General features: G+C 65.5%; 11 protein-coding genes and 1 pseudogene. 6 read left to right on the plus strand and 6 right to left on the minus strand.

What is annotated here, in order from left to right:
• From POF53_RS22225 to mreB, 6 genes are all read right to left on the minus strand, one after another.
• Positions 1 to 3,816 carry a YhdP family protein gene (locus POF53_RS22225; RefSeq protein ID WP_498969468.1) on the minus strand — a complete coding sequence of 1,272 codons (3,816 nt, stop codon included), beginning with the start codon at positions 3,814 to 3,816 and terminating at the stop codon, positions 1 to 3.
• An 82-nt stretch (positions 3,817 to 3,898) separates the two neighbouring features.
• The gene (rng, locus tag POF53_RS22230; RefSeq protein ID WP_050704083.1) at positions 3,899 to 5,356 is read right to left on the minus strand and encodes a ribonuclease G; all 1,458 of its coding nucleotides are present in this window, start codon (positions 5,354 to 5,356) and stop codon (positions 3,899 to 3,901) included.
• Positions 5,357 to 5,427: 71 nt separating this feature from the next.
• Positions 5,428 to 6,027, minus strand: a complete 600-nt coding sequence (locus POF53_RS22235; RefSeq protein ID WP_028689642.1) for a Maf family protein — start codon at positions 6,025 to 6,027, stop codon at positions 5,428 to 5,430.
• Positions 6,028 to 6,059: 32 nt separating this feature from the next.
• Complete coding sequence (gene mreD / locus POF53_RS22240) at positions 6,060 to 6,548, minus strand: rod shape-determining protein MreD (protein WP_028689641.1); 489 nt, start codon at positions 6,546 to 6,548, stop codon at positions 6,060 to 6,062.
• Positions 6,548 to 7,576, minus strand: a complete 1,029-nt coding sequence (gene mreC / locus POF53_RS22245; protein ID WP_203652596.1) for a rod shape-determining protein MreC — start codon at positions 7,574 to 7,576, stop codon at positions 6,548 to 6,550. Before mreC ends, mreD begins: the two co-directional genes overlap by 1 nt.
• A 161-nt stretch (positions 7,577 to 7,737) precedes the next feature.
• Entirely contained in the window at positions 7,738 to 8,775 is a 1,038-nt protein-coding gene (mreB, locus tag POF53_RS22250; protein WP_003255163.1) for a rod shape-determining protein MreB, read from the minus strand.
• Positions 8,776 to 8,978: 203 nt separating this feature from the next.
• On the opposite strand from mreB, the gene gatC reads away from it, so the two are divergent.
• From gatC to POF53_RS22280, 6 genes and pseudogenes are all read left to right on the plus strand, one after another.
• Positions 8,979 to 9,266 carry an Asp-tRNA(Asn)/Glu-tRNA(Gln) amidotransferase subunit GatC gene (gene gatC, locus POF53_RS22255; RefSeq protein WP_028689639.1) on the plus strand — a complete coding sequence of 96 codons (288 nt, stop codon included), beginning with the start codon at positions 8,979 to 8,981 and terminating at the stop codon, positions 9,264 to 9,266.
• 15 nt (positions 9,267 to 9,281) lie between these two features.
• Positions 9,282 to 10,733 (plus strand): Asp-tRNA(Asn)/Glu-tRNA(Gln) amidotransferase subunit GatA, encoded by a 1,452-nt coding sequence (gene gatA / locus POF53_RS22260; RefSeq protein WP_203650796.1) that lies wholly within the window; start codon positions 9,282 to 9,284, stop codon positions 10,731 to 10,733.
• Between the two features lie 11 nt (positions 10,734 to 10,744).
• Positions 10,745 to 12,190, plus strand: coding sequence for an Asp-tRNA(Asn)/Glu-tRNA(Gln) amidotransferase subunit GatB (gatB, locus tag POF53_RS22265; protein ID WP_050704079.1), 1,446 nt, complete (start codon positions 10,745 to 10,747; stop codon positions 12,188 to 12,190).
• Between the two features lie 197 nt (positions 12,191 to 12,387).
• A pseudogene (locus POF53_RS22270) lies at positions 12,388 to 12,678 on the plus strand (septal ring lytic transglycosylase RlpA family protein); the annotation flags it as partial.
• 61 nt (positions 12,679 to 12,739) lie between these two features.
• Positions 12,740 to 13,783, plus strand: a complete 1,044-nt coding sequence (locus POF53_RS22275; protein ID WP_475861497.1) for a calcium/sodium antiporter — start codon at positions 12,740 to 12,742, stop codon at positions 13,781 to 13,783.
• 10 nt (positions 13,784 to 13,793) lie between these two features.
• On the plus strand, positions 13,794 to 14,180 hold the full coding sequence (locus POF53_RS22280; RefSeq protein ID WP_203650788.1) for a carboxymuconolactone decarboxylase family protein: 387 nt from the start codon (positions 13,794 to 13,796) through the stop codon (positions 14,178 to 14,180).
• Positions 14,181 to 14,745 lie beyond the last annotated feature (565 nt).

Here is a 14,745-nt window from a genome sequence, read left to right on the forward strand (position 1 = left end):
TTATTTGTCGAAAGGTTTCACAAAGGTGATTTTAGGCTCTTTGACCGGACCTTCGACGCGATAGTGCACACTGGCGAAACGCGCGACCCGGTCACCGATCAGGCGGTCGACCAGGAACAACGCGCCGCCGATCGCCGGCGCGCCGACGATCAGCGCGGCCAGCGGCAGGTTGTTGGTCACCGGCAGCGTCACCAGCAGCTTGGCATCGACCCGGTCACGAACGAAGTCCATGGTGCCGTCGAGCTCGAAGTTGCTCGACGGCCCGGTGACGGTGATCGGCTCACGGGTCACGTAGACCCCTTCGCTGGCCACCAGCAGGCCCTTGACCCGGTCATAGGCCAGGCCCTTGCTGAACAGGTCGGAGAAGTCCAGGCGCAGGCGCCGGCCGATGGAGTTGAAGTTGAGCAGCCCGAACACCCGCAAGGCCTGGGCGCTGCCCTCGACCTCGACGAACTGGCCGCTGCGCAGGGCCGCGTCGAGGCTGCCGGAATAACGGTTGAGGCTGACCCAGGCTGGCGAACCCGGCCAGCGGCCGTCCACGTCCATGCGGAAGTCGCGGCTGGTGACGGTGGGCGCGAAGCCCCAGGCCTTGAGCACATCGCCCAGGTTCTTGCCGTCCAGCCGCCCCTTGTACCAGCTCGAACTGCTGCCCGGCTCGCCTTCCCAGCCACCGCTGCCATCAATGTGCAGCCCCTTGAGGTCCAGGTCGACATCGCTCATGGCCATGCCTTTGGCGGTCTGGCGCAGTTTCAGGTTGACACTGCCGAACAGGTCGTCGCCGCGGTACAGCTTGTCGATGGTCAGGTCCAGCGGCGGCACCTTGCGCGGGTCGACCCCGACCAATGGGTCCGGCGCGTTCTCGTCCTGGGCTTCATTCGGGTCGGCCGGCGGCAGGCGCAGGCTCTGCAGGCGGACGGTCATGGGCGTGGCCTTGGCATCGGGAATACGGGCGTTGCCGATGATTTCCTGGCTGTCCAGGCGCAGGTCCCAGGCCGGGCCGCCGCGCATCAGGCGGATCACCGCCTGGTTGAGGTCCATGCCGAAGGCCTTGAGCTGGCCGATGCTCAGGTCCACGCTCTGCAGGTTCTGCCGGGCGCTGCCACCCGGATCCTTGCCGGCCAGGCGCTCCATCTGCTGCTGCCAGGGTGCCAGGTCCAAGGCCTCGAGCCGGCCACGCACGCGCAGGCCCTGGCCGCTTGGGAGGCTGGCTTCGCCCGTGCCCAACAGCAGCTCGCCACGCCCCTGGGCCAGCTTGTCGGCCGGCGCGGCGTAGGCAAAGCGGGCAAGGTCTGTGTAGCTGGCATCGACGCGCCGCTCGGGGCCTTGCAGGGTCAGGCCGAAACGACTGTCGCGGGTTTCCCCGGCAGCCTTGCCGAAAGGCGCCGGCAAGTCGATGGCCAATCCTTTGAGCGAAGAACTGACGCTCAAGCGGTTGTCGCGACTGCCGAGTGTCACCTGCAACTGATAGGGCAGCTCACCGGAGGCCGGCAGCGGTTGCTGGTACTGCAACCAGTCGGTCAGGGCCTTGAGGCCGACCTGGCCATTGGCGTTGATGCGGGTCTGAATCTGCCCACCCTGCCCTTCGGCGGTGATCTGCGCGGTCACCGGCTTGCCGAAGGCGTGCAGGCTGATGTCCTTGCCGCTCAGCCCTTTGTCGAAATCGAAGGTGAAGTCGCCTTTGAGCTGGGTCAGTTCCAGGCTGGGCGGCGCCACTTTCAGGGTCGCGTCGCGGGTCGCGAAGTCCACCAGCACCTTGGGCCGCTGCCCATGGGCCAGGGGTATATCGAGCTTGACCTTGCCCTCAAGCGGGCCTTCACCTTCCCAACCGGCGAAGATCTCGCCCGTACCGATGGGCGCTTCCTTGAGGATCTTCAGGCCATCGCCGAGGCTGCCGTCGAAGTCGCCATCGAGGAACAGGTGGCTGTGCTGATCGCCCTCGACATGGGGAATGTTGACGCTGACATCGCTGACCTGGGTATCCAGCAGCAGCCCTTTGCGGGCCTGGATGCGCACGCCGGTGTCCTCGATGTAGACATTGCCGTCGACCTGCTGCACCTGCGGCCAGCCCGGCTGGAAATCCAGCGCGGCGTCGTGGACCTTGAAGAACAGGCTGATATCGCGGGCATGGGGCGGCGCGTTGTGATGCAGCGAGCCCTGGTACTGGAAGTAGCCCTCGTCGACATTGCCCTTGACGATGGCACTGCGCAGCCATTCGTCCAGGGCCGGGCTGAGCACCTCGGGCAGGTATTTGGCGGTGTAGCGACCGTCGCCCTCGGTAAGGCCTACGCGCAGGTCCATGTAGTCTTCGTGGCCCGGTTGCAGGTGGATGCGGATGAGGAAGTCCGCGGCGATCTTGCCCTCGTCGCCCAGCACCTTGATATAAGGGGCGACCAGGGTGAAGGCTTCCTTGTCCAGGGTCCAGGTCAGCCGTGCGTTGGCCTTCGGGTAATGCCAGGGTTTGCCGAAGATCGGATACAGATGCAGCATGAAGGCCTGGGTATCCAGGCGCAGCTCGCCGTGCCCGAGGTCACCGCTGATGGCGCCGCTGACGTTGCCGGCGGCCGGCGCCCCGTGATAGGCGTCGAAGCCGACTTTCTCCAGGTTGGCGGCAAACTGCAGGCGCTGGTCGCCCTCGGCCTTGGGGCGGATATCCAGGCGTACGTTGCGCAGGGCGCCGGTCACCTTGAGCGCGTCGACCACCGTCATCAGCTTGTCCGGCAACGGCGCCAAGGCGTCGATCACCGGAGTCAGCGGGGTCAGGTCGAGGCGATCGGCCTGCACCTGCCAGCTTTCCTCGGCCGGGCTCTGACCAGGGCGCTGTGCCAGTTGCAGATGGGACTCCCAACGGGTCTTGCCAAGGCTCATGCCCAGGGAGTCGACAACGACGTCGAAACCTTGGTCCTGGCGCTGGAACCAGGCCGACAGGGCCAGGTTGTCCAGGGTGATGGCCTTGCGTCCGGTGTAGGCACCCTTGAGCTGCGGGGCGTTGAGGCGAACCATCGCCTGCTGCAACTGCCCCTTGTTCCAGTCGATCCAGAACTCGCCACCGGCGCGCAGGGTGGCGGTCTGCCACTGGCCCAGCAGCTGCGGCGGCAGCCAGCGCGCCCAATCGCTTTGCGGCAGGCTCAGGTAGGCCTGCACGTGACCGTCGCGCCAGGCCTTGGCGGTGGCGCGGCTGTTCAGGCTCAGGGCCAGGGGCTGGCCATCGGGCAGCGTGGCGCGCAGGTCGACGCTCTGGCGCGACGCGCCGGCCTGCAATCCCAGGCTGACATAGGTGAGGGTCAGCGGGTCACGCTGCCAGGGATGCAGGGTGACCTGGCTGTCGAACACATCGATCCGCCCCAGTTGGCGCAGGCGCTTGAGCGCATCGGCTGGGTCGAGCGGCGCATCATCCTTCTGCGGCAGGCCTTCGAGGGTCCAGGCACCCTGCTCGCTCTCGCGCAGGATCAGTTGCAAACCACTGAGCTGGATGCGCGCCAGGCGCACTTCGCGGGCCTTGAGGCTGGCCCACAGGTCGGGCACCAGCTTGACGTCGTCCAGGCGCAAGGCCGCCTTGCCTTCGCCCAGCTGCAAGTCGCGTACGCGCAACACCGGCGCCAGGCCACTCCAGCGCCCCTCCAGGGCACCGACGTGCACGGGCATGCCCAAGGCCTGTTCGGCCTTGAGTTCGGCATCGGCTCGGTATTCGGCGACCAGGGGTACCAGTTGCCGACCGAGGCTGACATACAGCGCCACCAGCACCGCCAGCAGGGCGCAGATTCCCAGCCCCCAGCGGGTCAAGGCGCCCAGAACGCGGGTCAGACGTTCCATGGCCATGGCCCTCCAAGTCGTCCCTTAACTATGGCCGGTGAATAGCGCTTTGCCAGCCCGTCCATGGGGCGACCGCCATTAGCGCGGGTCAGAGCAGCACCACATCGTATTGTTCCTGGGAGTACATGGACTCCACCTGGAAGCGGATAGTTCGCCCGATGAACGTCTCCAGTTCGGCGACGTTGCCCGACTCTTCATCGAGCAGGCGGTCCACCACCTTCTGGTTGGCCAGTACCCGATAGCCCTCGGCCTGGTAGGCACGGGCCTCGCGCAGGATCTCGCGGAAAATTTCGTAACAGATCGTCTCGGGGGTCTTCAGCTTGCCGCGCCCCTGGCACGCCGCGCAGGGTTCGCACAGTACCTGCTCAAGGCTTTCGCGGGTGCGCTTGCGGGTCATCTGCACCAGGCCCAGCTCGGTGATGCCGATGATGTTGGTCTTGGCATGGTCACGTTCGAGCTGCTTCTCCAGGGTCCTGAGGACCTGGCGCTGGTGCTCCTCGTCCTCCATGTCGATGAAGTCGATGATGATGATCCCGCCGATGTTGCGCAGGCGCAGTTGCCGGGCAATGGCGGTGGCAGCCTCGAGGTTGGTCTTGAAGATGGTCTCTTCGAGGTTGCGATGGCCGACGAACGCTCCGGTGTTGACGTCGATGGTGGTCATCGCCTCGGCCGGGTCGACCACCAGGTAGCCACCGGACTTGAGCGGCACCTTGCGCTCCAGGGCGCGCTGGATCTCGTCTTCCACGCCATACAGGTCGAAGATCGGCCGCTCGCCGGGGTAATGCTCCAGGCGATCGGCGATCTCCGGCATCAGTTCGGCGACGAACTGTGTGGTCTTCTGGAAGGTTTCCCGCGAGTCGATGCGGATCTTCTCGATCTTGGGGTTGACCAGGTCACGCAAGGTGCGCAGCGCTAGGCCAAGGTCCTCGTAGATGACCACGGGCGCACCGCAGGTCTTGATCTGCGAGCCGATCTGCTCCCACAGGCGGCGTAGGTAGCGGATGTCCTGGAGGATGTCCTCGGCGCGGGCGCCCTCGGCGGCGGTACGAAGGATGAATCCGCCAGCGTCCTTCATGTCTTCCTGGGCCATGCAGTCGGTGACCACCTGCTTGAGGCGCTCACGCTCGGCTTCTTCCTCGATCTTCAGGGAAATGCCGACATGGCTGCTGCGCGGCATATACACCAGGTAGCGCGACGGAATCGACAGCTGGGTGGTCAGGCGCGCGCCCTTGCTGCCGATGGGGTCCTTGGTGACCTGCACCACCAGCGCCTGGCCTTCATGCACCAGCGCGGTGATGTTCTCCACCGCCGAACCTTCGCGCTGGGAGATCTCCGAGGCGTGGATGAACGCCGCTCGCTCCAGGCCAATGTCGACGAACGCCGCCTGCATGCCCGGCAGGACCCGCACCACCTTGCCCTTGTAGATATTGCCGACGATGCCACGGCGTTGGGTGCGCTCAACGTGCACCTCCTGCAGGACGCCGTTCTCCACCACCGCCACGCGTGACTCCATCGGGGTGATGTTGATCAGGATCTCTTCACTCATGGCAGGCTCTCGTCAAAGGTCTCGGGTAATGATGGATCGCTGCGGGATGGCTGGCTAGGCTCTAAACGACCCTAGCGTGGTGTCGTATCCTCTTGCTGCTGCCAACAAGGGATGGCGAACTGCTCGAGCAGCTCGGCGGTCTCGCTCAGGGGCAGGCCGACCACGGCCGAGTAGCTGCCCTCGATAGCGCTGACGAACACCGCGCCCAGGCCCTGGATGGCATAGCCGCCGGCCTTGTCGACCGGTTCGCCACTGTCCCAGTAGCGCAGCGCTTCCTCGAAGGAGATGGTGCGAAAACGCACAGTGGTGCTGACGCAGCGGCTGATGCTGCGCTGGCCGTCGGTCAACGCGACGGCGGTGAGCACCTGGTGCTCGCGCTTGGACAGGTCGCCAAGCATGGCCAGCGCCTGCTCGCGGTTCTCCGGTTTGCCGAGGATCTGGCCATCGAGCACCACGGTGGTGTCGGCGCCCAGTACCACTCCGGCGCCGTCGGTGTGGGCGAAGCCCGCCACGGCCTTGGCTTGTGCCAGACGTTCGACATAGGCCGCCGGGGCTTCGCCCGGCAGCGGGGTTTCATCGATGGGCGCGCTGACGACGGTGAACGGCACGCCGATCTGGGTCAGCAGTTCACGCCGGCGCGGCGAGCCGGAGGCCAGGTACAGCTGAGTCATGTGGACATCTCCCTGTCAGTGGCGGCGGGTCGTCAGTGAATGTGCAGGCGAACGCGCAGGCCGCGCAGGGCGAAGCTGACCCAGGGCCAGAGCAAGGCGCTGATCACCGCCGACCAGACCAGGGCCAGGGTCGGCAGGCGATTGCCGGTGAGCGCGCTTAGCCACAGCTGGATCAACTGGGCGATGCCGAAGATCACCAGGATCACCAGGCTCTGCTGCCACATGGGGAACATGCGCAGGCGCTGCTGCAACGACAGCACCAGGAAGGTGATCAGGGTGAGAATCAGGGCATTCTGGCCAAGCAAGGTACCGTACAGCACATCCTCGGCCAGGCCGAGCAGGAATGCCGTGGTCATGCCGACCTTGCCGGGCACGGCGAGGGTCCAGAAGGCCAGCAGCAGGGCCAGCCACATGGGCCGGAACACTTCCATGAACTGCGGCATGGGCGAGACGCTGAGCAACAGGCCGATGGCGAACGTCAGCCAGATGGCCCAGCCGTTTCTGCTACGGGTGCTGGCCATTATTGTCTCCGGGGTTGAGCGGGCGCGGCAGCCGGTTGGACCGGCGCCGGGCTGGTCGTCGTAGGCGCAGCCGCAGGAGCGGTGCCAGGCGCAGGCTGCGCGGCATGGGCCGGTGCGGGCGTGGCCGCCGGCGGAGTGTGGCCGGCGCCCTGGCGGTCGGCCTCTTCCTGGGCAATCGCCGCCTCGGTGGCGCGCTCTTCCGGCGTGCGCCGGTCGCTGAACACCAGCAGCATGTAGCGGCTGCGGTTGAGCGCGGCGGTCGGGATGGCGCGGACGATGGCGAACGGCTGGCCGGAGTCGTGGATCACTTCATTGACCGTGGCCACCGGATAACCAGCCGGGAACCGCTGGCCCATGCCGGAGCTGACCAGCAGGTCGCCTTCCTTGATGTCGGCGGTGTCGGCCACATGGCGCAGTTCGAGGCGCTCCGGGTTGCCGGTGCCGCTGGCAATGGCGCGCAGGCCGTTGCGGTTGACCTGCACCGGAATGCTGTGGGTGGTGTCGGTGAGCAGCAGCACCCGCGAGGTGTACGGCATCAGTTCGACCACCTGGCCCATCAGGCCGCGGGCATCGAGCACCGGCTGGCCGAGGAACACGCCGTCGCGCTCGCCCTTGTTGATCAGGATGCGGTGGGTGAAGGGATTGGGGTCGACACCGATCAGCTCGGCGACCTCGACCTTCTCGTTGACCAGCGCCGAGGAGTTGAGCAACTCGCGCAGGCGCACGTTCTGCTCGGTCAGGGCCGCCAGCTTCTGCAGGCGCCCCTGCAACAGCAGGGCCTCGGTCTTGAGTTTCTCGTTCTCGGCGATCAGCTCGGTGCGGCTGCCGAACTGGCCGGCCACACCTTGCCACATGCGCTGCGGCAGGTCGGTGATCCAGTAGGATTCCATCAGCACCAGGCCCATCTGGCTGCGCACCGGCTTGAGCAGGTCGAAGCGCGAATCGACCACCATCAGCGCGACCGACATCACTACCAGCACGAGCAGGCGAACGCCCAGCGAGGGGCCCTTGGAGAAAAGCGGTTTAATGGGCCGTTCCTCGTGGACGACTCAGGAGGTCATGGGACATGGGGCAATGCACCGGCCTGCTGCGGGTTGACGGAAACGGCGCCCGGGCGGGCGCCAGCACAGCGCATACAGGTAGCACTGTGCGTGCCACCTGTAAACCTGAGGATGCTACTGCACAGCGATCACTCGCTGGAGAGCAGGTCCATGGCGTGCTTGTCCATCATCTCCAGCGCACGACCACCTCCGCGGGCGACACAGGTCAGCGGGTCTTCGGCGACGATCACCGGCAGACCGGTTTCCTGGGCCAGCAGCTTGTCGAGGTCGCGCAGCAGCGCGCCACCGCCGGTCAGCACCAGGCCGCGCTCGGCGATGTCCGAGGCCAGCTCGGGCGGCGACTGCTCCAGGGCGCTCTTGACCGCCTGGACGATGGTCGCCAGGGATTCCTGCAGCGCTTCGAGCACTTCGTTGGAGTTCAGGGTGAAGGCTCGCGGCACGCCTTCGGCCAGGTTGCGGCCACGGACGTCGACTTCGCGCACTTCGCCGCCCGGGTAGGCGGTACCGATTTCCTGCTTGATGCGCTCGGCGGTGGACTCGCCGATCAGGCTGCCATAGTTGCGGCGCACGTAGGTGACGATGGCTTCGTCGAAGCGGTCGCCGCCGACGCGAACGGACTCGGCGTAGACCACGCCGTTGAGCGAGATCAGGGCGATTTCGGTGGTACCGCCACCGATGTCGACGACCATCGAGCCGCGGGCTTCTTCAACCGGCAGGCCGGCACCGATGGCGGCGGCCATTGGTTCTTCGATCAGAAATACTTCGCGGGCACCGGCACCAAGGGCCGACTCACGGATGGCACGGCGCTCGACCTGGGTCGACTTGCACGGCACGCAGATCAGCACGCGAGGGCTGGGCTGCAGGAAGCTGTTTTCGTGCACCTTGTTGATGAAGTACTGCAACATTTTTTCACAAACGCTGAAGTCGGCGATCACGCCATCTTTCATCGGGCGAATGGCCGCGATGTTGCCAGGCGTACGGCCCAGCATGCGCTTGGCTTCGGTACCGACTGCGACGACGCTTTTCTGGTTGCCGTGGGTGCGGATGGCAACCACCGAGGGCTCATTCAGGACGATACCGCGCTCACGCACGTAAATAAGGGTGTTGGCAGTACCCAGGTCGATGGACAGATCGCTGGAAAACATGCCACGCAGTTTCTTGAACATGGGAAAGTGACCCTGGGGAAAGCGTGGGTAAAAAAGTGCGGCAAACTCTAACAATGGCAGGGATTTTGGGCAAGGAGCCAATATGTTAAATTGGCTGTTTTTCCGAGCATGCCTGCCGATGATCGCGGCCCTTTGACCGCCAGAATCCCAGCATGTTCCTCATTTGCGGACTCATTCCGTCTGTCGTTTTCCTGGAGATCCCCATGGCGCTTCAACGCTCCGACGTGGAAAAGATCGCCCATCTGGCCCGCCTGGGCCTGAATGAAGGCGAATTGCCACGCACCACCGATGCCTTGAACAGTATTCTCGGGCTGGTCGACCAGATGCAAGCCGTCGACACCACCGGCGTGGAACCCCTCGCCCACCCGCTGGAGACCACCCAGCGCCTGCGTCCCGACCAGGTCACCGAAAGCAACCAGCGCGACCGCTACCAGGCCGTCGCCCCGTCGACCGAGAACGGTCTGTACCTGGTTCCGAAAGTCATCGATTAAGGGATAGCGCCTGCCATGCATCAACTCACTCTGGCCGAGATCGCCCGTGGCCTCGCCGACAAGTCGTTCTCCTCGCAAGAACTGACCGGCGCCCTGCTGTCGCGCATCAAGCAGCTCGACCCGCAGCTCAACAGCTTCATCACCGTCACCGAAACCCAGGCCCTGGAGCAGGCGCGCGCCGCCGACGCCCGTCGCGCCGCCGGCGAGACCGGCGCGCTGCTGGGCGCGCCGATCGCGCACAAGGACCTGTTCTGCACCAACGGCGTACGCACCAGCTGCGGCTCGAAGATGCTCGACAACTTCACCGCCCCGTATGACGCCACCGTGGTCGCCAAGCTCGCCGAGGCCGGCATGGTCAGCCTGGGCAAGACCAACATGGACGAGTTCGCCATGGGCTCGGCCAACGAGTCCAGCCACTACGGCGCGGTGAAGAACCCGTGGAACCTCGAGCACGTGCCGGGCGGCTCGTCCGGCGGTTCGGCCGCCGCCGTGGCCGCGCGCCTGCTGCCGGTCACCACCGGCACCGACACCGGCGGCTCGATCCGCCAGCCGGCGGCGCTGACCAACCTCACCGGCCTCAAGCCGACCTACGGCCGCGTGTCGCGCTGGGGCATGATCGCCTACGCCTCGAGCCTCGACCAGGGCGGCCCGCTGGCCCGCACCGCCGAGGACTGCGCCCTGCTGCTGCAAGGCATGGCCGGCTTCGACGCCAAGGACTCGACCTCGGTCGACGAGCCGGTGCCGGACTTCAGCGCCAACCTCAACGCCTCGCTGCAAGGCCTGCGCATCGGCCTGCCGAAGGAATACTTCGGCGCCGGCCTCGACCCGCGCATCGCCGACCTGGTCCAGGCCAGCGTCAAGGAGCTGGAAAAGCTCGGCGCGGTGGTCAAGGAAATCAGCCTGCCGAACATGCAGCACGCCATCCCGGCGTACTACGTGATCGCCCCGGCGGAGGCTTCCTCCAACCTGTCGCGTTTCGACGGCGTGCGCTTCGGCTACCGTTGCGAGGATCCCAAGGACCTCACCGACCTGTACAAGCGTTCCCGTGGCGAAGGCTTCGGTGCCGAAGTGCAGCGCCGCATCATGGTCGGCACCTACGCCCTGTCGGCCGGCTACTACGACGCCTACTACGTCAAGGCGCAGCAGATCCGCCGCCTGATCAAGAACGACTTCATGGCCGCCTTCGCAGAGGTCGACGTGATCATCGGCCCGACCACGCCGAACCCGGCCTGGAAGATCGGCGCCAAGGCCGGCGATCCGGTCGCCGAGTACCTTGAAGACCTGTACACCATCACCGCCAACCTGGCGGGCCTGCCAGGCCTGTCGATGCCGGCCGGCTTCGTCGACGGCCTGCCGGTGGGCGTGCAACTGCTGGCCCCGTACTTCCAGGAAGGCCGCCTGCTCAACATCGCGCACCGTTACCAGCAAGTCACCGACTGGCACACCCGCGCCCCCAACGGCTTCTGAGGAGTTCACACATGCAATGGGAAGTTGTGATCGGGCTGGAGATTCATACCCAGCTCGCCACCCAGTCGAAGATCTTCTCCGGCAGCGCCACCACCTTCGGCTCCGAGCCGAACACCCAGGCCAGCCTGGTCGACCTGGGCATGCCCGGCGTGCTGCCGGTGCTCAACCAGGAAGCCGTGCGCATGGCGTGCATGTTCGGCCTGGCGATCGATGCCGAAATCGGGCCGCGCAACGTATTCGCGCGCAAGAACTACTTCTACCCCGACCTGCCCAAGGGCTACCAGATCAGCCAGATGGACCTGCCGATCGTCGGCAAGGGCCACCTGGACATCGCCCTGGAAGACGGCACCATCAAGCGCATCGGCGTGACCCGCGCGCACCTTGAAGAGGATGCCGGCAAGAGCCTGCACGAAGACTTCAACGGCGCCACCGGCATCGACCTGAACCGCGCCGGCACGCCGCTGCTGGAGATCGTCTCCGAGCCGGACATGCGCAGCGCCAAAGAGGCGGTGGCCTACGTCAAGGCCATCCACGCCCTGGTGCGCTACCTGGGCATCTGCGACGGCAACATGGCCGAAGGTTCGCTGCGCTGCGACTGCAACGTCTCGATCCGCCCGAAGGGCCAGACCGAGTTCGGCACCCGCTGCGAGATCAAGAACGTCAACTCGTTCCGCTTCATCGAGCGGGCGATCAACAGCGAGATCCAGCGCCAGATCGACCTGATCGAGGACGGCGGCAAGGTGGTGCAGGAAACCCGCCTGTACGACCCGAACAAGGACGAGACCCGCTCCATGCGCAGCAAGGAGGAAGCCAACGACTACCGTTACTTCCCCGACCCCGACCTGCTGCCGGTGGTCATCGAACCGAGCTTCCTCGACAGCGTGCGCGCCGCCCTGCCAGAGCTGCCGCCGCAGAAGGTCGAGCGCTTCCAGAGCCAGTACGGCCTGTCGGCCTACGACGCCAACGTGCTGGCCTCCAGCCGCGAGCAGGCCGACTACTTCGAGCAGGTGGTGAAGATCGGCGGCGACGCCAAGCTGGCCGCCAACTGGGTCATGGTCGAGCTGGGCAGCCTGCTGAACAAGCTGGGTGTCGAGATCGACCAGTCGCCGGTCAGCGCCGAGCACCTCGGCGGCATGCTGCTGCGCATTCGCGACAACACCATCAGCGGCAAGATCGCCAAGACCGTGTTCGAGGCCATGGCCGCCGGTGAAGGCGATGCCGACGGCATCATCGAAAGCAAAGGTCTCAAGCAGGTCACCGACACCGGCGCGATCGACAAGATGCTCGACGAGATGCTCGCCGCCAACGCCGAACAGGTCGAACAGTACCGCGCCGCCGACGAGGCCAAGCGCGGCAAGATGTTCGGCTTCTTCGTCGGCCAGGCGATGAAGGCGTCCAAAGGCAAGGCCAACCCGGGGCAAGTGAACCAATTGCTCAAGGCCAAGCTCGAAGGGTGATCCCGATCGCGGGGCAAGCCCGCTCCTACAGGTTCACGCTGCACCTGTAGGAGCGGCCTTGTGCCGCGAAAGGACCGCGTAGCGGTCCCAGTGCCTGAATCGGAGCATTCGACTTGATCAAGCGTTCCCTCACCACCCTGACCCTCTTCTCCCTCCTGGCCGGCTGCGCCAGCCATGACATCGACCCGCGCGGCTACGACCAGACCGGCACCGCCTCCTACTACGGCGCCCGCCACCACGGCAAACGCACCGCCAGCGGCGAACCCTTCAACCAGCACGGCCTCACCGCCGCCCACCGCAGCCTGCCTTTCGGCAGCCGGGTACTGGTCACCAACCTGTCCAACCAGCGCAGCGTCGTGGTGCGCATCAACGACCGTGGCCCGCATACCCGTGGCCGACTGATCGACCTGTCACGGGCCGCCGCAGAAAAAATCGGCATGCTCCGTAGCGGAACCGCGCGAGTCCGGGTACAAGGTCTGAGCGATTGACCTGACTGGAGCCCTCGCCATTTTCGACCTGGCCACCCTCCCCGCCTTCAGCCTGCTGCAACTGGGCCTGGGCCTCATGCTGCTGATCATCGGCGCCGAACTGCTGGTGCGCGCCGCCCTGCGCCTGGCCGGCCGCCTGCATGTGCGCCCACTGATCATCGGCCTGAGCCTGGTGGCTTTCGGCAGTACCGCGCCACAGCTGACCGTGAGCCTGCAGGCCGCCTACCAGGGCGCGCCGGATGTGGCGGTGGGCAGTGTCGTGGGCAGCAATATCTTCAACGTGCTGGTGATCCTCGGCCTGGCGGCATTGATCATTCCGCTGCGCGTGTCGCGCCAGCTGGTGCGCCTGGACATCCCGCTGATGATCCTGGCCAGCGCCCTGGTGTACCTGCTCGCGCTCAACGGCCAACTCGGGCGCCTGGAAGGCGGCCTGCTGCTGCTTGGCCTGCTGGGCTACCTGGCCATGCTCTGGCATCAGTCGCGCCACTACGCCCGTACCTACCCCGCGCCGAGCACCACGCATACCAGCCCACTGCGGTTCTGGAGCAGGACAGTACTGCAGATTGTCGTGGGCCTGGGCCTCTTGAGCCTGGCCGGCCACCTGCTGCTAGAGGCCGTGGTCGAGGTGGCCACCGACCTGGGCCTGTCCGAGCGCATCATCGGACTGACCGTTGTTGCCGTGTGTACCTCGCTCCCGGAGCTTGCCGCCGCACTGATCGCGGCCCTGCGTGGTGAACGGGAGATCGCCGTGGGCACGGTGATCGGCAGCAACCTGTTCAACCTGCTGGCAGTGCTGGGGTTCACTGCAGTGATCACCCCCGATCCCTTGTCGATCTCACCCAACGCCCTGGACTTCGACCTGCCGGTGATGCTCGGCGTCGCCGCCCTGTGCCTGCCGGTGTTCTATTCCGGCTACCGGGTCACCCGCGCCGAAGGCCTGGTGTTCCTGTGCCTGTACCTGGCCTACGGCCTGCACGTGGTGGCCTTCACCACCGGGATGCCGCTGGCCGGACGCCTTGAGCGATTGATGCTGTTCTATGTGATGCCCGTGCTCGGGGTCGTGCTGCTGTACACCACGGCCCGCGCCTGGCGCCGCCAACACTAAGGAAAACAACATGGCTGACACGAAACAGACCGGCGAAAGCATTCGTCGCCAGGTGATGGGCGATGCCTTCGTCGATCGCGCCCTGGGCAACGCGACCGCGTTCACCCAACCGCTGCAGGACTTCGTCAACGAACATGCCTGGGGGAGTGTCTGGGCCCGTGACGGGCTGCCGCTGAAGACCCGCAGCCTGATCACCCTGGCCACCCTGACCGCGCTCAAGTGCCCGCAGGAGCTCAAGGGGCACGTACGCGGGGCGCTTAACAACGGTTGCAGCGTTGAGGAGATCCGCGAGGCGCTGCTGCATTGCGCGGTGTATGCCGGGGTGCCGGCGGCGATCGATGCGTTTCGGGCGGCGCAGGAAGTCATTGATAGTTATCAGGCGAGTTCTAGCGATTAAGGGCGGGTGCCCTGGCCTCGGGACTGTTACCTATGTGAGTGAACTTTTGTGTAACCCATGTGGGTGATCCAAATATTGGTTGCCCGCGAAGACGCCCCTGAGATCACACAGTTGCAACTAGCGAAAGCTGCGCCAGCCCAGGCGCCGCCCGTGTCTTCGCGACTTCAGGAGGCCGAACGCAGGCCTTGCGGAGGGAGGTGACGGGCATGGATGCCCGTCAAGCGCTGGGGCCCAGGATGGGCCCTGCAGCGCGGTCCTCCTGGGAGCAAGGCCGGAGTGAGGGGACCCGGAGCGAAGCGGAGGGCCGGATGAATGGAGCGCAGCGTTTTTTGGTTACTTTTTGTCGCGTTTGACAAAAAGTGACTCGCCGTAAGGGCGAAAAGGTGACTATGCGTCGACATCGTAAATGAATGCACTTACAACTATTAAAACCGACGCCGACCGTCTTTGACTTTGACTTTTAAATAGTCTGTTTTGAAAGCTATAGGCGCATTCATTTGCGATGGTGACGCATAGTCACCTTTTCGCCCTTACGGCGAGTTCCTTTTTGAAGGATCAAAAAGGA

Origin of the sequence: Mitsuaria sp. RG, from assembly GCF_028369275.1 — a bacterium.
GTDB lineage: Bacteria > Pseudomonadota > Gammaproteobacteria > Pseudomonadales > Pseudomonadaceae > Aquipseudomonas > Aquipseudomonas peradeniyensis.